The 18,622-nt window shown below is 60.5% G+C and carries 33 protein-coding genes and 1 tRNA gene; 24 read left to right on the top strand and 10 right to left on the bottom strand.

Annotated features, from left to right (window positions below; genetic code table 11):
* Positions 1–153: 153 nt before the first annotated feature.
* The 9 genes from ACXJMY_RS36460 to ACXJMY_RS36420 all read left to right on the top strand — a co-directional run bounded on the left by ACXJMY_RS36460 (position 154) and on the right by ACXJMY_RS36420 (position 6,724).
* Positions 154–294 carry a hypothetical protein gene (locus tag ACXJMY_RS36460; RefSeq protein WP_456624180.1) on the top strand — a complete coding sequence of 47 codons (141 nt, stop codon included), beginning with the start codon at positions 154–156 and terminating at the stop codon, positions 292–294.
* A 236-nt stretch (positions 295–530) separates the two neighbouring features.
* Positions 531–2,111, top strand: coding sequence for an HNH endonuclease family protein (locus tag ACXJMY_RS36455; protein ID WP_456624179.1), 1,581 nt, complete (start codon positions 531–533; stop codon positions 2,109–2,111).
* A 462-nt stretch (positions 2,112–2,573) separates the two neighbouring features.
* Positions 2,574–2,762, top strand: coding sequence for an H-NS family nucleoid-associated regulatory protein (locus ACXJMY_RS36450; RefSeq protein WP_456624181.1), 189 nt, complete (start codon positions 2,574–2,576; stop codon positions 2,760–2,762).
* Positions 2,763–2,776: 14 nt separating this feature from the next.
* Positions 2,777–3,958: an HNH endonuclease signature motif containing protein gene (locus ACXJMY_RS36445; RefSeq protein WP_456624178.1), complete on the top strand. Its 1,182-nt coding sequence runs from the start codon at positions 2,777–2,779 to the stop codon at positions 3,956–3,958.
* Between the two features lie 166 nt (positions 3,959–4,124).
* Positions 4,125–4,511 (top strand): hypothetical protein, encoded by a 387-nt coding sequence (locus ACXJMY_RS36440; RefSeq protein ID WP_456624177.1) that lies wholly within the window; start codon positions 4,125–4,127, stop codon positions 4,509–4,511.
* A 326-nt stretch (positions 4,512–4,837) separates the two neighbouring features.
* Positions 4,838–5,812, top strand: a complete 975-nt coding sequence (locus ACXJMY_RS36435; protein WP_456624176.1) for a Bug family tripartite tricarboxylate transporter substrate binding protein — start codon at positions 4,838–4,840, stop codon at positions 5,810–5,812.
* 120 nt (positions 5,813–5,932) lie between these two features.
* A complete protein-coding gene (locus tag ACXJMY_RS36430; protein ID WP_456624175.1) occupies positions 5,933–6,136 on the top strand; it encodes a hypothetical protein in 204 nt (67 codons plus the stop codon).
* A 118-nt stretch (positions 6,137–6,254) separates the two neighbouring features.
* Positions 6,255–6,455, top strand: a complete 201-nt coding sequence (locus tag ACXJMY_RS36425) for a hypothetical protein (RefSeq protein WP_456624174.1) — start codon at positions 6,255–6,257, stop codon at positions 6,453–6,455.
* Positions 6,455–6,724, top strand: a complete 270-nt coding sequence (locus ACXJMY_RS36420) for a hypothetical protein (protein WP_456624173.1) — start codon at positions 6,455–6,457, stop codon at positions 6,722–6,724. Before ACXJMY_RS36425 ends, ACXJMY_RS36420 begins: the two co-directional genes overlap by 1 nt.
* 433 nt (positions 6,725–7,157) lie before the next feature.
* On the opposite strand, the gene ACXJMY_RS36415 is transcribed toward ACXJMY_RS36420, so the two are convergent.
* Together ACXJMY_RS36415 and ACXJMY_RS36410 are read right to left on the bottom strand one after the other, a co-directional pair.
* Positions 7,158–7,652 (bottom strand): hypothetical protein, encoded by a 495-nt coding sequence (locus tag ACXJMY_RS36415; protein WP_456624172.1) that lies wholly within the window; start codon positions 7,650–7,652, stop codon positions 7,158–7,160.
* 152 nt (positions 7,653–7,804) lie between these two features.
* The gene (locus ACXJMY_RS36410) at positions 7,805–8,107 is read right to left on the bottom strand and encodes a hypothetical protein (RefSeq protein WP_456624171.1); all 303 of its coding nucleotides are present in this window, start codon (positions 8,105–8,107) and stop codon (positions 7,805–7,807) included.
* A gap of 184 nt (positions 8,108–8,291) precedes the next feature.
* On the opposite strand from ACXJMY_RS36410, the gene ACXJMY_RS36405 reads away from it, so the two are divergent.
* Positions 8,292–8,717: a GFA family protein gene (locus ACXJMY_RS36405; protein ID WP_456624170.1), complete on the top strand. Its 426-nt coding sequence runs from the start codon at positions 8,292–8,294 to the stop codon at positions 8,715–8,717.
* Between the two features lie 394 nt (positions 8,718–9,111).
* On the opposite strand, the gene ACXJMY_RS36400 is transcribed toward ACXJMY_RS36405, so the two are convergent.
* Together ACXJMY_RS36400 and ACXJMY_RS36395 are read right to left on the bottom strand one after the other, a co-directional pair.
* Positions 9,112–9,297 (bottom strand): hypothetical protein, encoded by a 186-nt coding sequence (locus ACXJMY_RS36400; protein ID WP_456624169.1) that lies wholly within the window; start codon positions 9,295–9,297, stop codon positions 9,112–9,114.
* A gap of 92 nt (positions 9,298–9,389) precedes the next feature.
* Positions 9,390–9,524 carry a hypothetical protein gene (locus ACXJMY_RS36395; protein ID WP_456624168.1) on the bottom strand — a complete coding sequence of 45 codons (135 nt, stop codon included), beginning with the start codon at positions 9,522–9,524 and terminating at the stop codon, positions 9,390–9,392.
* A 128-nt stretch (positions 9,525–9,652) separates the two neighbouring features.
* Here ACXJMY_RS36395 and ACXJMY_RS36390 point away from each other — a divergent pair, with 128 nt between their 5' ends.
* The 4 genes from ACXJMY_RS36390 to ACXJMY_RS36375 all read left to right on the top strand — a co-directional run bounded on the left by ACXJMY_RS36390 (position 9,653) and on the right by ACXJMY_RS36375 (position 10,862).
* Positions 9,653–9,886, top strand: coding sequence for a hypothetical protein (locus ACXJMY_RS36390; protein WP_456624167.1), 234 nt, complete (start codon positions 9,653–9,655; stop codon positions 9,884–9,886).
* The gene (locus ACXJMY_RS36385) at positions 9,883–10,101 is read left to right on the top strand and encodes a hypothetical protein (RefSeq protein WP_456624166.1); all 219 of its coding nucleotides are present in this window, start codon (positions 9,883–9,885) and stop codon (positions 10,099–10,101) included. Before ACXJMY_RS36390 ends, ACXJMY_RS36385 begins: the two co-directional genes overlap by 4 nt.
* A 31-nt stretch (positions 10,102–10,132) precedes the next feature.
* Positions 10,133–10,306 carry a hypothetical protein gene (locus ACXJMY_RS36380; RefSeq protein WP_456624165.1) on the top strand — a complete coding sequence of 58 codons (174 nt, stop codon included), beginning with the start codon at positions 10,133–10,135 and terminating at the stop codon, positions 10,304–10,306.
* 259 nt (positions 10,307–10,565) lie between these two features.
* Positions 10,566–10,862, top strand: coding sequence for an HU family DNA-binding protein (locus tag ACXJMY_RS36375; RefSeq protein WP_007591377.1), 297 nt, complete (start codon positions 10,566–10,568; stop codon positions 10,860–10,862).
* Positions 10,863–11,071: 209 nt separating this feature from the next.
* Here the strand turns inward: ACXJMY_RS36375 and ACXJMY_RS36370 are convergent, their stop codons facing one another.
* Positions 11,072–11,290, bottom strand: a complete 219-nt coding sequence (locus ACXJMY_RS36370; protein ID WP_456624164.1) for a hypothetical protein — start codon at positions 11,288–11,290, stop codon at positions 11,072–11,074.
* 413 nt (positions 11,291–11,703) lie between these two features.
* Between ACXJMY_RS36370 and ACXJMY_RS36365 the strand changes: the two genes are divergently transcribed.
* The 3 genes from ACXJMY_RS36365 to ACXJMY_RS36355 all read left to right on the top strand — a co-directional run bounded on the left by ACXJMY_RS36365 (position 11,704) and on the right by ACXJMY_RS36355 (position 12,833).
* Positions 11,704–11,895 carry a hypothetical protein gene (locus ACXJMY_RS36365; RefSeq protein WP_456624182.1) on the top strand — a complete coding sequence of 64 codons (192 nt, stop codon included), beginning with the start codon at positions 11,704–11,706 and terminating at the stop codon, positions 11,893–11,895.
* 25 nt (positions 11,896–11,920) lie between these two features.
* Positions 11,921–12,097: a hypothetical protein gene (locus ACXJMY_RS36360; RefSeq protein ID WP_456624163.1), complete on the top strand. Its 177-nt coding sequence runs from the start codon at positions 11,921–11,923 to the stop codon at positions 12,095–12,097.
* A gap of 538 nt (positions 12,098–12,635) precedes the next feature.
* On the top strand, positions 12,636–12,833 hold the full coding sequence (locus tag ACXJMY_RS36355) for a hypothetical protein (protein ID WP_456624162.1): 198 nt from the start codon (positions 12,636–12,638) through the stop codon (positions 12,831–12,833).
* Between the two features lie 200 nt (positions 12,834–13,033).
* Here the strand turns inward: ACXJMY_RS36355 and ACXJMY_RS36350 are convergent, their stop codons facing one another.
* A complete protein-coding gene (locus tag ACXJMY_RS36350) occupies positions 13,034–13,366 on the bottom strand; it encodes a hypothetical protein (protein ID WP_456624161.1) in 333 nt (110 codons plus the stop codon).
* Positions 13,367–13,588: 222 nt separating this feature from the next.
* On the opposite strand from ACXJMY_RS36350, the gene ACXJMY_RS36345 reads away from it, so the two are divergent.
* On the top strand, positions 13,589–13,876 hold the full coding sequence (locus ACXJMY_RS36345; protein WP_456624160.1) for a hypothetical protein: 288 nt from the start codon (positions 13,589–13,591) through the stop codon (positions 13,874–13,876).
* Between the two features lie 81 nt (positions 13,877–13,957).
* On the opposite strand, the gene ACXJMY_RS36340 is transcribed toward ACXJMY_RS36345, so the two are convergent.
* Complete coding sequence (locus ACXJMY_RS36340) at positions 13,958–14,122, bottom strand: hypothetical protein (protein ID WP_162848652.1); 165 nt, start codon at positions 14,120–14,122, stop codon at positions 13,958–13,960.
* A 335-nt stretch (positions 14,123–14,457) separates the two neighbouring features.
* On the opposite strand from ACXJMY_RS36340, the gene ACXJMY_RS36335 reads away from it, so the two are divergent.
* The 5 genes from ACXJMY_RS36335 (at position 14,458) to ACXJMY_RS36315 (ending at position 17,265) form a co-directional block, all read left to right on the top strand.
* Positions 14,458–14,724, top strand: a complete 267-nt coding sequence (locus tag ACXJMY_RS36335) for a hypothetical protein (RefSeq protein ID WP_456624159.1) — start codon at positions 14,458–14,460, stop codon at positions 14,722–14,724.
* A 107-nt stretch (positions 14,725–14,831) separates the two neighbouring features.
* Positions 14,832–15,593 carry a Sir2 family NAD-dependent protein deacetylase gene (locus ACXJMY_RS36330; RefSeq protein ID WP_456624158.1) on the top strand — a complete coding sequence of 254 codons (762 nt, stop codon included), beginning with the start codon at positions 14,832–14,834 and terminating at the stop codon, positions 15,591–15,593.
* 198 nt (positions 15,594–15,791) lie between these two features.
* On the top strand, positions 15,792–16,427 hold the full coding sequence (locus ACXJMY_RS36325; protein WP_456624157.1) for a cold-shock protein: 636 nt from the start codon (positions 15,792–15,794) through the stop codon (positions 16,425–16,427).
* A 188-nt stretch (positions 16,428–16,615) separates the two neighbouring features.
* Positions 16,616–17,101 carry a DUF192 domain-containing protein gene (locus ACXJMY_RS36320; protein WP_456624156.1) on the top strand — a complete coding sequence of 162 codons (486 nt, stop codon included), beginning with the start codon at positions 16,616–16,618 and terminating at the stop codon, positions 17,099–17,101.
* Positions 17,102–17,188: 87 nt separating this feature from the next.
* Positions 17,189–17,265: transfer RNA gene (locus tag ACXJMY_RS36315), tRNA-Pro, on the top strand.
* A 41-nt stretch (positions 17,266–17,306) separates the two neighbouring features.
* Here ACXJMY_RS36315 and ACXJMY_RS36310 read toward each other — a convergent pair.
* Both ACXJMY_RS36310 and ACXJMY_RS36305 read right to left on the bottom strand, forming a co-directional pair.
* Complete coding sequence (locus ACXJMY_RS36310) at positions 17,307–17,528, bottom strand: RNA-binding protein (RefSeq protein ID WP_456624155.1); 222 nt, start codon at positions 17,526–17,528, stop codon at positions 17,307–17,309.
* 216 nt (positions 17,529–17,744) lie between these two features.
* Positions 17,745–18,020: a hypothetical protein gene (locus ACXJMY_RS36305; protein ID WP_456624154.1), complete on the bottom strand. Its 276-nt coding sequence runs from the start codon at positions 18,018–18,020 to the stop codon at positions 17,745–17,747.
* Between the two features lie 7 nt (positions 18,021–18,027).
* Between ACXJMY_RS36305 and ACXJMY_RS36300 the strand changes: the two genes are divergently transcribed.
* Positions 18,028–18,189, top strand: coding sequence for a hypothetical protein (locus ACXJMY_RS36300; RefSeq protein ID WP_456624153.1), 162 nt, complete (start codon positions 18,028–18,030; stop codon positions 18,187–18,189).
* A gap of 250 nt (positions 18,190–18,439) precedes the next feature.
* Here the strand turns inward: ACXJMY_RS36300 and ACXJMY_RS36295 are convergent.
* On the bottom strand, positions 18,440–18,622 hold a 183-nt coding region (locus tag ACXJMY_RS36295), incomplete at its 5' end, for a hypothetical protein (RefSeq protein WP_456624152.1).

Genomic DNA, 18,622 nt, shown 5'->3' with positions numbered 1-18,622 from the left:
GGTTATAGGCATACCGAAGACAAGCATTTGGAAGTCGGGAAAGAGGGCGCCGGTCATCACCGGTTAAATTGCAGGAACCCTCTTGCCCGAGTCGCGAATTTGGTATCCATGATTCTTTGCTGAGCGCAGCTGATTCGTAGCTCCAGAGTTTAAATGGAGAGCTACATCATGAATCCGCCGCCCAAATTTCAAATCAAGTTCTGGAAGATCGATGTCAGCGCCGAAGGGGTGCTTGGCATCGTGGCCGCCTGTTTCCTGGTCATCTTCCTCGTTGCGGCGTACCGGTGGTTTTAGCCGCTGCACTGTCACCGTAATTTCAAACAAACGCGAAAGACCTCAAGAGCGAGGAAGGGCATGCCCTCCTGATCCCTGATGACGGGCCGATGCTGGACAATCGGAGGGAGGGCACCCTCGATTCCGCCGAAGTCGGTTGTGGGCAAATTAGCTTTTTGCACCGCAAGCGCATCCCAAAAGCTTTGAGAAGCGCCTTCAGCAACCTACAGTAAGGCTTTGGCTGCTGGGGATTCGATATGGCTACAAGTATCGTCAATCTCGATGCGTTGATACGTCGAGACGACTTCCGAGTTAAGAGCGGCAGTGCGGACTATAGTCGCCGCGATAAGATAGCGATCACGGATATCGAGCCGAAGGCGTTCATGTACTTGGCTCTTCGGAAGCCGGATTTCCAGCGAGAAACGGCGAACTGGTCACCCCAGAAAATTCAAGATTTCGTAAAGACCTTCTTAGAAGGCGACTTGGTCCCTGCGATTATTCTTTGGGCGGCCGGCGAAACCGTTTTCGTGATCGATGGAGCGCACCGTCTTAGCGCGCTTATTGCTTGGGTCCAAAACGATTACGGTGATGGCGATACTTCCAGGGTGTTCTCGAAGAACGACATTCCGCCAGAGCAGATGAAGGCGGCTCGCAAAACCCGTGAGCTGATCGACGGCACGATCGGATCGTATAGCGAACATGTTTATGCTGTAGAGCATCCTGATAGGGCGAAGGTCGAGGTGCTCCAAAGAGCGAGGCGGCTCGCAAGTCTGTCGCTGGACCTCCAATGGATCCGCAATACCGACTCCCAGAAGGCCGAAAACTCCTTCTTCAAGATCAACCAAGCCGCCACTGCTATCGATCCGACCGAACTGAGGATCATTCGGGCTCGAAAGGCCGCGAATGCGATCTCCGCCCGCGTCATCACGCGTAACTCGACGGGGCATGAATACTGGTCTGAATTTGAGGACGATAAGAGAGACGAGATCGAGTCGATAGGAAGGGAGCTTTACAAGCTGCTGTTCCATCCACCCATTGAAACGCCGATCAAGACGCTGGATCTGCCGGTTGCGGGCAGGGGTTACAGCAGCCCAACGCTTCCGTTGATTTTCGAGATGATAAACCTGGCGAACAATCAGCCAGTCCTAGACATGACGAAGAGCAAGAATATCCTCGATCTTCCGCCGCCCCCTGACGGAGATGGCAGTGACACAATCAAGTTTCTCAGGAACACAAGAAAGATTATCAACCGTATTACAGGGCTGCACGCGTCGTCCCTTGGCCTGCATCCTGCCGTGTATTTCTATAGCGCGACGGGGAGGCATCAGCCGACAGCATTTCTCGCGGTTGTCGAGTTAGTCCGGGAGTTCGAAAAGAAAGACGCCTTTCAGACATTCACTAAGGTTCGTGAGCGCTTCGAGCAATTCATTCTCGACAACAAGAGCTTTTCCAATCAAGTGACGGTCAAAATCGGGAGYGGCGCAAAGGGCTTCCAGAGGCTAAAGAACCTCTATGTTCGGGTCTATGAGGGATTGGTTCAGGGAAATGAGTTCCCGGCGATCCTCGAACAACTGCGGGGGGACAAGGAATTTTCGTTTCTTACCCCGGATGAACGGTTGGTAGAAGGGGCCTCCAGCCAATTCAGTCGCGAAACCAAATCAGCCACCTTTCTCAGAGATGCAATCGTTGGAGCCCCGCGATGTCGGATATGCAACGCGCTTCTCCACTTCAATTCCATCCAGATTGATCATGTCGTTCGCAAGGCTGACGGCGGGTTGGGCGTTCTTGAGAACGCACAACTCGCGCATCCATTCTGCAATAGCAGCRTAAAGAACTGAGCACCGCTTTGGGGATTACGGTGACAGTGCACTCAATTGCCGTTGTCCGCAGAGCCGGAGTGACGATGACGAATGAATTTAATGCTCTTAATCGCGCTATGCGCCAAGGGTGAACCGAAGCCACAGAGCGAACAGGTGGCGATGGTGAATGAATTGAGTGCACTGTCACCGTAATCTGGAGGCCGTCGATCATTTCAAAGTCCAGACCTTGCTGCCACCCTACAATTTGGGCGCGGGGAGCAAACCCTATCCCGACGAGCCAAAGGCACGCTTCCGCCATGCCTGTGAGACCATGAGCCATAACCTTATCGTGTGGGGCTGGCGGAAACACGAGACAATGCCGTGATCCCGACAGCGCACTCAATAAACTTCGCCTGTGAAGTGTGATCGAAGCCACGAGCATGCGGACGATTGCGAACGAATTTAGTGCGCCATCACCGTAATCACAACTCTCACAACGAGATGATTGCGCGAGAGATGCGCCGGTTTGGTGAGCTGGAGAGAATGGCCGGAGGGATCAAGAAGACACGGGCCAAGGCGACTGCCAAGTACCGCAACCGCAAGAAGTTGGTCTGGACGGGCAGGGGCTCGATGCCCCGTTGGATTCGGGACGAGAGGAAGTTGCTGAAATTGAAGCCGGATGCGTTTTGATAAGGAAATAGATGGTGAGCCGAATTGACCGACAACAGCCGGGCATGCAGCGAGGACCTGATAGCAGCCTCAACCGGTCAGACCTCGCTCTGATGGCGCGCGGGATCAGTAACACCAAGGCGGTTAAGCTCAGGGCCGAGGGATACACGCTCGGCAGGCTCCAGCGAATGAAGCGAGCGGAGCTCCGGAAGGTTGGTCTGGACAAGTTGGCAATCGACAACCTCCTCGGCGAGGGCCGTCCCGCTATACCCTCCGACAAGGTCATCGAGGTCTTGTTCGCCAACAGGTTTACCTGCTGTATTTGCCGCAATCACAGACGCGGCGTCATTGTCCATCATATCCGGAAGTGGGCGAAGTCACGCGACCACGAAGTGCCGAACCTTGCTGTCTTGTGCACCCTGCACCACGACAAGGTCCATACAACGAGCGAGCTGACCAAGAATCTCGATGCGAGGACGCTCCGGGGCATCAAGAAGAAGTGGGAAGCCGACGTGGCCGAGATGGACATCCAAACCATCCTCGACCAATCCCGCGAGCACGCCTCGGCGTGGCAGTACTTCAATCACCTGCGGCTCTTCGAATTGGCCGCAGAGCAACGTATCAGGTTCAAGAACCTAGACGGCTACGATACCGCGCTGCAGCTGGGCATGTGTAACGAGGTGGGCCGTCTTATGCCCCGCCCGAAAAATTCCGGATGGATGTATGAGGGTGGTGACGGCCAAGCGCTCTACTGGTACGTCCGATCCGTGCTACATGCTTCGTTGGAAAAGCTGACAGTCGCTAACATCTCCGATGATCTTGAACGTGGTGCGCTGTCGGCTCTCTTGAGTGCTGGGGATTTCATCCTGGTGCAGGGCTCGCACACGTTCTCTCCAAAGACGCTGAGCCATCGGCGACCCGGGCAAACCACGGACGGGGTGCGCAAGGCAAACCAGGTCATCGTAGAGTTCACGTTCGATCGATGGGAGGCGACATCTTCCTCCGCCCACGGCCGATGGTTATCCGGCAGGGTCGAGGTGACGAGCATCATCAGGATATCGAAGATTTCCCGCACTAAGTCAGGCAAGATGCGCATCCAAGGCACCGTGTTCGCCGTCGCACAGGGTTTCTCTGGCCTCAAGACTCGGGAATACGCGACTTACCCTTACCGTTATGGGGTGCGGGTCATCAGTGACGATGAAGAAGACGAGGAATAGCCGCTAGTGTCCCGAGTCACAATTTCGATTGCGGTGACGGTGCTGGACTGTCACCGCAATCCTTCATTTGCGCTTCTTACGGCAACCGTTACCGATGCAGAATCGTGCGCCGCCTGTGGCATCTCGTCAATGTTTCACGTACAAATTGTGAAACAAGGGGGACGATATGGATCAAGAAAAGCGGCGGCTGAACGTGGACGTGCAAAAGTATTTCTCAGACGCGAATAGAAAACTGCTGGCCTATCTGTTTACAGCCCATGGTGCCGGAGTGGTTGGATGTCTGTCGCTCTTGAAAGACTACAACGCTGTGCCTCAATACAAAGGTGTAGGCTATTTTCTGGCGATATTTGCGATTGGGATGGTGATGACTACCGTTTCATGGGTTGCTGAGAACATTGCAGATACGGCGGAAATGTTGGACATAATAGAAGTTGGTGAGAGAAAAATTGAATTGACGAAAGCGAATGCCGTTTTCTTTTTCTCGTCGCTGATAGCGGCGCTGCTTTTCATTTCAGCCCTATTTGGCCTCGCTTGGCGTTTTATGAATCTTTAATGGGTCGCTGGTTCACGGCCCCAACGTAGGTGCCTGTCGTCACCCGTGTCTGTTGGAGAGCCCGGAAGTCGAGACCCAGCCATAGGGCGGGTTGGACTCTTCAACAGCGTCGCGATTACGGTGACAATGCACTCAATCGACGCTGTCCGCCAAGCATGAACCGAAGCCGCAGGGTTAGCAGGTTGGCGATGGCGAATGAATTTGGTGTACTGTCGCCGTAACTCATTTTGTGTTCAGACCATGCCGGGTTCGTCGCCGGCCAAAACATAGTCGACGGGGGAAGCTACCCGGGGCATCTTCCAACGCAGCGTTTGAGAGGATCCTCGATGAAACGACTTCATGTCCTTGCCCTGCTGGGCACGGCCCTGTTCGGGCTTGCCGCGGCGCCGGCTGCGGCCGACACCTATCCGAGCCGCGTGGTGACCGTCGTGGTGCCCTATCCCGCGGGGGGATCCGTCGACGGCGTCGCGCGCCTGCTCGCGCAAAAGCTGGGCGAGTCGTTCGGGCAGAGTTTTATCGTCGAGAACCGCGCCGGTGGCGCCGGCGGCATCGTCGGCGCGAACTATGTCGCCAAGGCCGCGCCGGATGGCTACACGCTGATGCTGACCGCGTCGATCCATGTGGTGACGCCGTTCCTGCACAAGGCCGTTCCCTACGACGTGGTCACCGACTTCACGCCGATTTCGCTGGTGGCCAGCGGACCGCTGATCGTCAGCACCACGGCGCAGATGCCCGCCAAAACTCTCAAGGAATTCTTCGATCTGGTTCGCAAGGATCCGAGCAAATACACCTTCGCGACATCGAGCTTCGGCTCGGCCGGGCACATGGCGATCGAGCTGCTCAAGCGCGATGCCGGTGTCGACACCCTGGTGGTGCCCTACAAGGGCGCCAGCCCCGCGCTGACGGACCTGATGAGCGGCCAGGTGCAGTTGATCGCCGATCCGATCCTGTCCTCGCTGCCGCTGGCGAAAGCCGGAAGCATCAAGGCGCTGGCCGTCACCAGCACCAAGCGCGTCGACATCGCTCCGGAGATTCCGACCGTGGCCGAGTCCGGCATGAAAGGCTTCGAGTTTGGCTCCTGGTACGGCCTGTGGGGCCCGAAGGGCTTGCCCGCCGACCTGGTCGCGACAATTCAAGCCGAGATCGCCAGGATCGTGCAGCGGTCGGAGGTGAGGGAACGCTTCGCGCTTCTCGGTTTCGAACCGCTCGGCTCCACGCCGGATTATTTCGCCGGCTTCATCAAGGACGAGATGGCGAAGTATCAGCAGATCATCAAGGACGCCAACATCAAGGCTGAATGACAGTGGCGCACGCGTGATCGGGCAAGCACGCGGCTTCAAGTCCGGCAGCTGGCGACGGCGCAGATGAACCCACGGAAAAGCCGGCGCGACCAATGCACGGCTTCAGAAGGTCTTCATCACATGAGCTGGAAAAAGAAATACGCGATCGGTTGCCTGATAGCCCTGTTCGTTTTCACGGCTATGGAATCCTACGATCGCCCCAACAGGGACATCCCCTTTGGAGCTGTCATCGTGATGGCGGCTGTATGGCCCGTCACAGTGTCCGTCATTTTGGGCGGTGCTGTCGGCGAGATGGTTCGCGATGGCTTGCCCAGCGAGAGTTGAGCAGGCCCCCGGCTCCCGAGAACCGAGGCTTCGACCTGTTCGGCGCCGAGCAACGGCGAACGAGCGCAGTCACCGTAATCACGGTTGAACCCCGCCAGAGGTGGGGCGACTAAACGCCATGGCCGCTATCTTTGCAGAACTCCTGTTTGATCTCGTCAGAAGCCTCGTTGGTAATTGGCTGAGACAGGCTGCGGTGGCCGTTTGCGCGTGGCTCGATACGAAGATTCACGGCCGCGCTGCACGCTTCGTCGTGGGCGGCCTTCTCGGGCTCGCCGCCTATATCCTCATTCCTGTCTTCGCCGGGCTGCTGGGTTTTTGATGCTCTCCGTGAAGGCGAACCTCATCATCGCGTTGGCCATCGGGGCGCTGATCTCCTCAGTGCTCCTCGTCATGGAGCCGCTGACCGACTACGCCTTTCTGTCGCTGGAGTGGCCCGGCGTCACCGCAGCGTATTTGTTCTGGGGAGCGGTCGGAGGCTCCGCCTTCGCAGGGATTGCTATTTCCTGGGTCGTGAATGCACTCACCTACGGCCTGGGTGCTTTCGCCATTCTCAGCGCTCTCAAGCTGCTGAGTAAGCCGAAGACTTGAGAAGCGCGGCTACCTCTTGGAGCTTATGAAAGCCAAGCCGGGCAAAAGCGAAGAAGAGATCCACGCCATGATGAGGGCGGCATGAAGCGCTGGCTTCAAAGGATCGGAAAGATTGCGAGGGTCGTGGCGATTTGCGGGACCGTCGCCTGGCTTGTGCTTTTGACGAGCTCTCCTCAACAGCCTGATGCCGCACATCCCCAGCGTTACGCTCACCGACACGACGTCCGGTATGTGAGCGAGGGGACAGAATTGGCGCTCCGAATTCTGCTCGGCTCGACGTTTGCTCTGGTCGTGGTGGCGTTCGGATGTCACTTCGCGACCAGGGACATGCGAGAGTGAGTATCCCCAGGGATTTCCGGACGCGTTGGAGGAAACCGATCGGTCTCGCCGATCGTTCCGCGCCTCGCGTACCCGAATTTCGGCGTCGCGCTCCCTAGCGCTTTGATCCGTCTTTGCCGAGCCGGGCCTCCTCAGCCGCGTCCACGAGCGTCAAGGTGCTGCCGTCGTAGCTCAGCTTGAGCCCGCGGCCGACGGTCCAGATCCATCCCTCCCGGGCGTCCCTGGTTGGCTGGGCGTTGAACTGGTCGGAGATCGATTTGACGGCAGCGTCTTGCGGCCCCGGATTCTTCAACTCCGCATTGACGCGCCAGATGGGATGCCTGGCGTCGATGTCGTCGCTATGGATCGTGAGCTTGGCACCGTCGACCGCGCATTCGAGGATATGGGACTCGCGAAGCTGGCGGCAGCGGTAGCGGCGTTGGGTGACGACCTTGTTCGCCTCGTCGAATGTCATGCCGGGGGAAAAGCCGAGGATGTCGGACTTCTTCACGAGGGCCAGCGACGCAGGCTTCAAGAAGCCTGGCTGGATCGCCACCAGGGCGGCAACGGCAACAACGATCAAGCCGGCGATAACAATGGCAATCTTCATCAGCCCCTCGCGAGAAACATCCGACCATACAACAGCCGGAGCATCCTGCCAGTCAGGCTTGGCGTCATCGCCAGGGAGCTGTGCGGCGACAGTGCGCCGCGCTGTGCGCTCTTGCCCCGGACGCAGCGCGTCCGGGACACGAGATCGCCGTCCTATGCCGCAATCCGCTGCTCGACCGGGGCCGTCAGATATTTGAGCACTTCCGCATGCTCCAGGTCAGGCACCGCGATGGCCGTGTGGCTGTAGATCGCATGGGTCCGTGATTTTGCGATCTTGTCCAGGATCTCTTTGCCCTTGATGACGTGGAGGCCCATGCCGTCTCCGGACGGGAAGATCGCCAGCACCACGTCATAAGCCGCGATGACGGCTCTGAGCGCTTCGGCCTTGTCTTCGGCGACGTCGACAAAAACGCGTACATCGGCCGCAAGTTCACGCAGCTCGTCAAAATCCAGCACTGTGGGGTACTCCAACGCAACGATACTTAATGCAGAGTGGAGGCGTTGGGTTACTGAAGTGTCAACAACGCGTGCCGGGCCACAAGTTTCACGACGAGGTGACTCGCGAAGGCGGGATAAGACCGATCGGGATGTTGTATTCAGGACCGGCGTAGAACTGATCTGAACAGGAGACACGGGCAACATGGCGAGCGACACGACCATTCGGGCAGGGCAGTGCCATTGCGGCGCGGTGCGTTTCGAGGCGACGCTCAGCGACGGCTTCAATTCGATCCGCCGCTGCACCTGCTCTTACTGCCGGATGCGCGGCGCTGTCGTCGTCATGGCGGAGATGGGCGGGATCAAATTCCTGCGGGGCGAGGATGCGCTGACGAGCTACCGCTTCCACACCGGAGCGGCGCAGCACTTCTTCTGCTCCGGCTGCGGAATCTACACCCATCATCAGCGACGATCCGACCAGAACCTCTATGCCGTCAACGTGGCTTGCCTGGACGGGGTCAGCCCGTTCGATTTCGCCGAGGTGCCCGTGATGGACGGCGTCAATCACACCAACGACACCGGCAAGCCGACGCGCCGCGCAGGCACGCTCCGCTTCATCCCGGCCGAGTGACGGTGAAAGTCCCGAGGTCCAATGACAGGGGGAGGCTGCCGGACGAGCTCGGCCTGCATGGTTCGCCCGGCGATGCAGAGCATCGTCCGGAGACGCCCGCTTTGGCGGGCTCCTCACCATGAGGGTCAGATCTCTCGCTGCAAACGCGACCTCATCCTGAGGGCCCGCCGTAGGCGGGCGTCTCGAAGGATGGGCCGCAGGCAAGCTCCCAGCCTCGTCTCTGCTTTGGAGCGGAGCCGGACAGCAAGTGGGCTCCGGTCAGGTCAAAGCCCTTCGCAGCGTGGCTGCAAAGCACGGTGATGGTGAGACAACCTGGAGCGGAGGAGGAAGCGGGCCCGCGTCGGCGAAGCTGATGCGCGACGCGCCGGACAGCTATCGCGTCACGTGACGCAGCTCACTTGGCGTAGCCCTGAGAGCGGAGCCACGCGATCTTGCGGTCTCCGTTGATCCAGTCGTCGGCATCGGCCTTGCTGGCGAAGCCTGTGATTTCGCGCTGTTCGCTGTCGGGGTAGTCCGCCAGGATTTTCCAGTCGTTTTCCGAGATCCGGACGGTTTTGAAGGTCACTTTTGTTTTAGCCATGCCGCACTATGCAGGAGATGCCCGCAAAAGAGAACCCACGCCGACGCCGATGGCTTGGTCGGGTCTGCCCGAACGGCGCCGGAGGCGGGGCGTTAGTCCTCTTGTTCGGCCTCGCGCCGGAAGTCCTCGGCGGCTTTCCGTAGGGCTTCCTTGACCTCGGGGTCGACAGCCTGGTCGGCGTGGCGCTCGGCGTTCTCGGCCTGCCTCAACAGATCTTCCTTGCTCATCGTTCGGCTCTTCGTGTCGTCGCTGAATCCATAATTTGTCCGGGCGGCTCGGGTTCCAGCTAGCCCTAGCGGCTTGCCTTAGTGTTCTCTTTTTGTTCTAGTTCGTCTCGACATTGCGAGGGCTGACCATGCCGGACCTGGACGTCATCAGGGCGGACATCGAACACATGCGCATCCAGGCGGGGCGCCAGCGGAGGGAGATCCTCGGGCTGCAACGGGCGGGCTTGGGGACGGCCTCGGCCGAAGCCCTGCTGAGCCGGATGCAGGCCAGGATCGACGACCTCTGTGCGCAACGGGACGCGCTGAAGAAGGCCCAGCCGCATCACAACCAGGGCAAGGTGCTCGGCGGGAGGACTTGGTGAGGTGGTTCGATGACGAGCCCGAGCTGTCGCCGTTCCTGAAAGCGCTCGAGGATGTTCGCCGCAAGGCCACACGCGAAGGGTGGTGCTACGCCCACGTCCAGGCCATCATCGTCGCCATCGACCAGTACGCGGAAGCGGCCACGGGCAATCGCGAGTATTTCCTGAACAAGCCGGTTTCGATTGGCGGATCGCGCAACAGCGGCAACGTGCCCTGACGCGCGATGAGATGAGAAGCGGGGAGTCGAAATGCTGTTGTTCGTTGGTCCGCTGCTGTTCGTCCTGCTGTTCTATGCCGCGGTCAGGGCAAGACGGGCAGGCCTGTCCGGTGCCAAAGTCGCGCTCATGGTCGTCGCCGGCTCGGCGTGCATCGTCGTCCTGATGTTTGGAATCCTGGCGTGGGGCTTTCGTGACTTCGGGTGATGCGGGCATGGCCTCGTTGCGAACGGAGCGACTGTGCCGCGTCGCGGGAGGCTTCGCATAAGGCCCTCCCGGGGCTTTGTCCGGGCTGAGGATTGCGGAACCGAGGCCGAACTGCTGCTTGCGTTTTCGGCCTCGATGGGTTCTAAGCCCGGTCACTTCATGACCATTGGCATGAACAGAAGCGCCCTGCGTGGTTTTACCGCGTCCCAGGCAGAGTTACATCGTAGCTCGCGCGCACCCAATTCAGAGGACTTTAGACATGGCGAAGATGACCAAGACCCAGCTGATCGATGCAATTGCCGAGGGCACGCAGCTTTCCAAGAACGATGTGAAGTCGGTCATCGAGTACATGGCGACCGTCGGCTACAAGGAGCTCAACGAGTCCGGTGAGTTCGTTATTCCCGGTTTCGTGAAGATGTCGGTCGTGAACAAGCCTGCGACCGAAGCCCGCATGGGCGTGAATCCCTTCACCAAGGAGCCGATGCAGTTCGCGGCGAAGCCGGCGAGCAAGTCGGTCAAGGCGTCGCCGCTGAAGGTCGCCAAGGACTCGGTCTGATCCAAGGCGTTTGCCAAATCCGCCTCTGAGAAAAGCGAAAACCCCGCCTGGGGGAGGCGGGGTTTTCTGATGGGGGGTGAAGCCTGGGGGAGGCTTCTCTCATAAGACGCGCCAGCGCGAAAAAGGTTCACCGCCGGAGGACGAGATCGTGCTCCGCGATCGCGAACAGTCCCGCGACGGTCGCGATCATCGACACGCTTCCAACCTGATCATGCGGTCACGTCCACGATCGCCGGCGTATCGATCGCGCGCTTGCGCCAGACGATGAATTCCGATTTCGAATTCAGCCATTGGTATTCGTCGCCGCGCGCCTTCAGGTGCGCGAGCGCCGCGTTCTGCGCGGAGGTCTCGTCCTTCGCCTCGACGATGATCTCAACGGTCTCTTCAATCTGCCGAACGACCTCTACGGCGAAATATGTCTTTGGCATTGCGTCACCCTTGAGCGTGACCTTTGGCGAGAGCTAACGGGCAGGGGTGAGGCGCGTTCCATGCCGTTGTCATGCGCGTGCAGGCCGACGCGCGAAGCGCTGCCGGCGAATGGCGCAAAAGAAAAACCCCGCGCTTGCGCACGGGGCTCTTCTGGCCGACGGCAATGGGATTTCAGCGCCTAGCCGCCAACCGTCACCTTAACTTAAGGTTGAAACTCCAAAAAGCAACAGCGCCGCGATGACGGAATATGTTCGTCAGGCGGCGCTGCCGTATGACTGGGCGCTGAAATCCCCAGCCTCCATGGGTCTTCGCAAGCCGGGAAAGGTTCAAGGCAAGACGCTGAGGAAATCTGCTGGAGAGGCTGGACTTTTTGTTCCTATTTTGTTCTAGTGAGTGGCCTTGGAGGTGACTCATGAACATCGAGCAGCAGCGCGAAGTAATCAGGCTCTGGAATCAGCTCAGGAAGGTCGAGGGCCCGGCCGCAGAAGAACTCCGCATCCAGATCCTCGACTGCTTTGCGGCGAAGGACAACGCGACGCGACCGGACTCAAGGCACGTCGCCAGACCGCGACGCCATGCGGCACTAGCGGCGTGTCCAGTCTAGCGCGCGCCGGACGCGATCAGGCCGATTGGACGCGCGCGAGACGATCGTTGCGCATCTCATGCCGGTCGTTGCGGTCGCGCATGTGACGCTGACGGCTCGGAGCCAACGCCTTGGCGAAGCCAACGTCCCATCGTGGTTGCGCATCGTCTCGAAATTCCTGCCGCCGGCGAAGTCACGCGACTGCGCCTTCATCGATCATTAGCAATCGCGTCGCGCCGATTGTCTCGACTCCGATTCGTTCTTTGAGAACGAAATGGAGTCGGATGCAGAACAAGTCATGCCTGCTGCCGTCGCTGCGAATGCGGTTGTCAGAAGGGACCGCGCGATGCAAAAAGCAGATGCGATGTGACGGGATATCGTCGGCGCGCGATGCAAACCAATCGTTAGGAGTTGCTCCGCGCCGATTTCTTCGATTCCGATTCGTTCTTTGAGAACGAAATGGAGTCGAAGCTGGAACAAAGCTGGTCGGCGCACCGCAGGAGCGATCTCATCGCTGTCACGAGGCTCGCCGCATCCGCACCATCGTCGCCGCGCGCAAACGCCTAACGAAAGCTTGCGGCGAAGCGGATAACCCTATTCGGTTAGGTTAAAAGCCCAATCGCGTTGCAGTTGCGGCGGGTTGGGATAGGTGTCTGGCAACGACAACCAAGAAACCCCTTTTGCCAAGCAGCGTTTTTGCCAGGACATCCTTTTCCAGGACACCTTTTTCAATGACACCTTTTTCAATGACACCTTTTTCAATGACACCTTTTTCAGAACCGTCATTTCATCAAGGCGACCGGCACACCTACCGGCGCGTTGCCGTCGTCGGCACGCTGTTCTGCCTCGCCTTCGTGGTGATCAGTTTCTCATTGCGGCCGCAGGTCGAGGACACGCATGTCCTGGTCAAGGCCGACCGGCTGGTGCGCACCGCCGGCCAGGCGCCGCGCGCGAACTAGCTAGCGCGCCGCACGCCAATTAACGCTGATCGTCGGCGCCGGCGCGCGGGCCCGAGCTGCCGCGTGTCGCGAGCGCCACGAAGCCGGCAAAGCCGGACAAATTGAGGAGGACTTCGAGCCACGCAGGCATGCTGGCCTCTCTTGCGCGAAGACGACATCAATGCGGCCGCGGCAGGTTTGTTCCCGGCGTCGCAAGCCGTTCAGAGCCGGGAGGAGGGGTCGAGCCGGCGGCCGAGGGTCGCAACGGACTCGGTGGACGGCTGCTCCTTGAGGAACTCGGCAATGACGCGCGCGAGCTCGCCGTCGGTCATCGGCGTCGGCGGCGGGCGCAGGGCACCGACGCCGAAGCTGCGGACGATCTCGTCGTAATGCTGATCGCGCGCCTTCGGAACCAGCCTGCGGATGCGGGCGAGCAGAGCGGTTATCGGCAAGCTTTCCTCCTCGATCGTCCGCCCCGTTGGCAGCCGGTTGGCCGTGCCGCCATTGTCGTCCCTGAAAGCCTCGTCCCTGAAAGCGAAAAACCCCGCCAGCATCGCGGCGGATGCTGACGGGGTCTTCGTGCGTCGGCCTCACCCGGATGGCGGGCCTTGCACTTGGAAATCCAATCCGCGGACCGCGAGATCGTTCCCGTCGCATCGACATTTTTATCGATTTTTTTCCCGGCTTGCGGTTCCACGGCCCGCGAACCATCGCCAGCCGCCGGCGTTGTGTCCCCGAGATGCGAAGGAGGAGATCCGGGAAGGAGGAGATCCAGCATGAAGAAGACATTGGCAGTTCTGGCCACCGTCGCGGCGGTGGGTGTGACCGCGGTTGCGGCGCCGGCGCCTGCAGAGGCGCGCGGTCGCGGCATCGGGCCGGGCCTTGCGTTCGGTCTGGCCGCCGGCGCGATCACCGCGGGCGCGCTGGCTGCGTCCCGTCCGTATTATGGCTATGGCCCCGGCTACGGCTATTACGACGGCCCGGGCTATTATTACGGGCCAGGCCCGTACGCCTATTACGGCGGCGGACCGTATTACGGCCACCGGTACTATCGTCACTGGTAGCAACCACGGTTAAGCGAAAAGCCCGGAGCGATGCTCCGGGCTCTTTTGCGCAATGATCTTTAGTCGCGATGATCTGATGTCCTACGGCCAGAGCGAGGGCCGTTCGACTTTGCGGGCATTCTCGAGCGTCGACACGAAATACTCGTCGCGTTCGCGCTTGAACTTTTCCTGGGTGGCGCGGAAGGCGGCAACACGGGCGGCGATCTCATCGCGTTCGCGGGCTTTGCGTTCTTCATCTTCGGTCATGTCCATCCCCTCTTTTCACACCTGAACACTTCTGTTCACACCTGCACACTTCTGTGCACGACTGAACTCAGGCGCTGCCGCCGCATCGCGCCTGAGTCGCACTCAACACATGCATTGGCGCTTCTGATTGGGGCGTCAATGGGGAGGAGGCATTGCAGGATTGTGATAAGCGAAGGTCGGAAAAAATTGCCGACCGCATCGCTCTTCGCGAACTCGCTTGGCAGTCTTTCTTGGCGGTGGATAAGAGCGTCAACAATCTTGTCGCTTGCGTGCGTTGCAGCTAGCCCGACAGCAAATCGCAAGAACAAATCACGAGAACAAATCAGGAGGCTGTGGTGGCGAAGATCGATCTGGACTCGCTGAGCATCGAAGAGCTGGCCGAGCTGCGCGAGCGCGCCAACGCAAAGCTGCTGGAGAAGGTTGCGGCGCGGCAGGCGGAGCTCGAGGCCGAGCTGGAAAAACTCGCCCACTACGGCAAGCCGGCCAAGAAGGCCGCGCTCGCGCCAAGCCCGCCGAAGCCGCGCAAGGGTGACGACAAGGGTGACGCTAAGGGCGATGACAAGGCCGACGCGGACAAGGACGAGGTCGCGAAGGCGGCGTGACGCATGGCTTGTCCGCCGGACAGGCCGCACCGCCGTCCGTGAGATGACGGCGACATCCCGCCCTCGCATGCTATAGAGCCATGCTCGGGACCGGGGATGGCTTGCCCATGATCGCATCTGATCTTCGCAGCGGCGTTGAACGGCTCGGCGATATGATCGCCGAAGCGAAGACCATCGTACCGTTCACCGGCGCCGGGATCTCGACCGAGTGCGGCATCCCCGACTTCCGCTCGCCGGGCGGAATTTGGACGCGCAACCGTCCGATCCCGTTCGATGAATTCGTCGCGAGCCAGGAGGCGCGGGACGAATCCTGGCGCCGCCGCTTTGCGATGGAGGAGACCTTTGCGGCGGCAAGGCCCGGCCGCGGCCATCGCGCGCTGGCCTCGCTCTACCGCGCCGGCAAGGTTCCCGCGATCATCACCCAGAACATCGACAATCTGCACCAGGCCTCGGGCTTCGCGCCCGATCACGTGATTGAACTTCACGGAAATACCACTTTTGCGCGCTGCATCGGATGTGGGCAGGCCTATCAGCTCGACTGGGTGAAGCGCCGTTTCGACGAAGAGGGCGCCGCTCCCAACTGCACCGCGTGCGATGAGCCGGTGAAAACCGCAACGATCTCATTCGGTCAGTCGATGCCCGAGGACGAGATGCTGCGCGCGACCGAGCTGTCGCAGCATTGCGACCTCTTCATCGCGATCGGTTCCTCGCTGGTGGTGTGGCCGGCGGCAGGCTTTCCGATGATGGCCAAGAACAGCGGTGCACGTTTGGTGATCATCAATCGCGAGCCGACCGATCCGGACGACATTGCCGACCTGGTGATCCGCCACGACATCGGCGAAGCGCTCGGGCCCTTTGTCGGGAATTGAGGCATCAGTTTGATTCGCGGCTGTGCAAGCTGTTCATAGGTTCCGGCGAATCTCTTTTTTGTCTATGCCTCTCAACCGGGAGTGTTATCTTTTGATTCGAAAGATTCGCGTCGCGTCGAATTGAGAACATTCTCTTAAGACGCGTGATTCGAGCTCCGCCATTAAGGCGGGTTGCATGGCAGTGTGGGGTCCGGGGTTATGGGGTCGTCGGACGGATTTGAGTCCAAGAAGGTCGGGGTTCCCGCGGTGGGCGAACACGGCGGCGCCGGTCGCGACAATGCGCTCAGTCCCTTCACCGGACTTGGCGAGACCAGCGCCAACCTGGTCGAGGTGCACGGCGTCATCAAATGGTTCGACGCCTCAAAGGGCTACGGCTTCATCGTTCCCGACAATGGCTGGCCCGACGTGCTCCTGCACGTCACCGTGCTGAGGCGCGACGGCTTCCAGACCGCTTACGAAGGCGCCCGCATCGTCGTCGAATGCATCCAGCGCGCGAAGGGCTACCAGGCCTTCCGCGTGGTCTCGATGGACGAGTCGACCGCGATCCATCCGGCGCAGATGCTGCCGCCGCGCACCCATGTCACGGTGACGCCGACCAGCGGGCTGGAGCGGGCCCAGGTCAAATGGTTCAACCGGCTGCGCGGCTTCGGCTTCCTGACCTGCGGCGAGGGCACCCCCGACATCTTCGTGCATATGGAAACGCTGCGCCGCTTCGGCATGACCGAGCTCAGGCCCGGCCAATATGTCCTGGTCCGCTTCGGGCCCGGCTCGAAGGGCATGATGGCCGCCGAGATCCATCCCGAGACCGGATCGCCAGGCCTTTCGTCCCACTAAGAAGTCTTTCGTCCCACTAGGACGTCTTTCTTCCCACCAGCGGCCGCAAGGCCCAAAGCTCCCACGATCGTGAGCAGAGGCGCGCGGCCGCCTGGGCGTGCGCCATCTGGCTTTTCCGGCGAGCGCCGCGTAAGGGTTGTTCCAGTCCCACGCCGCCAGGCCATCCCCGCCGTCCCGAGTGCCGTCCCATGCGTTTTGATCGAAAGGCCGTCTGGTCCGTTGCCCGGGGCTGGCTTGCCGCCATTCTCGTCGTCGCCGGCTTCGCCGCCGCGAGCGCGCCGGTCGGCGCCGCCAGCTTCCAGCCGCTCGAGATCGTCACCAAGGGCGGTGTGCAGGTGTTCTCGGTCGAGATGGCCACGACGGAGCAGGAGAAGCAGACCGGCCTGATGTACCGCAAGGAACTGGCGGACGGCAAAGGCATGCTGTTCGACTTCAGTCCCGAGCAGGAAGTGTCGATGTGGATGAAGAACACCTACGTCCCGCTCGACATGATCTTCATCCGCGCCGACGGCCGCATCCTGCGTATCGCGGAAAATACCGAGCCGCTGTCGACCAAGATCATCTCGTCCCAGGGGCTCGCCAAGGCGGTCCTGGAGGTGCCGGCCGGAACGGCGCAGAAATACGGCATCCGCCCCGGCGACCGCGTCGGCCACCCGCTGTTCGGCAGCAAATAGGGCCGCAAAAATTGGGCCGGGCGGCGGGGTCATTGCCGTCTTGCTGGCGCCTTGTGAAGCGTGTATCGACAGGGCTCGCCGGACATTCGGGGTATAGCGCAGCCTGGTAGCGCGGCAGTTTTGGGTACTGCAGGTCGTTGGTTCGAATCCAGCTGCCCCGACCAGTCCCGAGCTTGATATCCTGGGGGAGGGGCCGCGCGGCGCCTCAGAACAACAGCCAGTCGGCGAGGCGCCAGGCGATCCAGGCCAGCGCGCAAATCCAGCCCAGCATTGCGATCCCCGCCACACCGAGCCCGCACAACGCAAACAGCGAGCTTCCGGTCTCCGGCGTGTCGGAGAGTTTTTCCGTCGTATCAATTTGGCTCACTGTGTCCCCTTGCCTTGCGGCCTGCTGTTCATTGGTCTCTACGCGCTCGTGAAAATTCACCGGTGGTCGCTCCATCTCACGCGGACGTGAGACGATCCGGCTATCCGAACAGGCAAGCGGAGGCTGATCGCAGACACGCAGGGATGCCCTGGAAAGTTGGGAACAAGCTGCAACTCGTGGCGAGGCGATTGGTTGCGTCTGTACGGCGGGAAATATTCATTGCGGTCGCTGCCGCCTGATTTCGGCGCGTTCCGCGTTGAAGGAGAACGCGGAGGTTCAAACGGCGCCGCGTCCGGAATCTCCTTCAGGCGAGGTTTTCATGTCGGTCAGTGCGATTGCTTCCTCCACCGCGGCGGTGACGTCGTCTCCGTCGACCGCGGCGACGCCGTCCTCCGCGGCTTCATCGACGTCGGCGACATCGTCGACATCAGCCACGTCGTCGACATCGGCGACCTCGTCGACTTCGTCTTCGCAATCCGCGGGTGGAAGTTCTGGCTCCGGAGGCGGCGGCAGTTCGGCCAAGACCATCGTCAGCGAGGTCTCCATCACCATCGACGGGATGACCACAACGACCATCACCTATTCCGACGGCACGACCGAGGTCCAGACGTCGGCGAGCACGCAAGGCAGTCAGGGCGATCAATCCGGACAGACCTACAACGCGCAAGGCGCGCTCGGCGCCAGCGCCAGCAGCGCCGCGAGCGCGAGCACCGGCGTCTGAGCGGCGATCGATCGCCGGCACCAAACGGACGGTCGAGCGCGCCCCTCAACCCTCGGCGCCCGTTCTCTGCGCGCCGCATCTTCTGCGCGATTTTTCGAGCCATCTGAGCGGGTTAACCGGCGCAGAATGACGGACGCTTGATCGAACCTTTGGGCGTCGCCACCGACTTATGGGTGTTGGGGATTTCAGCGCCCAATACCTAAACGGACGCCGCCAAGCGATGATATTCCGCTTGCGCGGCGTTGCGCTTTTAAGAATGGCCGATCAGCTCGACGCGTGCCAGCCGCGCGGAAACGGCAGGAACGGCCAGATCATCTGGTTGTCGTTCGAGGCCTTCGGTGGTTCTTGAACGGATGTCTTGACGGTCGGAGCAGGTGGTGTCGATCRCACCGCCAGGCGCATACATGCACATTGCAAATTCATTCTGGTGTCC

This window comes from Bradyrhizobium sp. P5_C12 (assembly GCF_054049735.1).
Note: the sequence above shows the minus strand (reverse complement) of the source record. Positions and strands in the feature narration are given on the sequence as shown.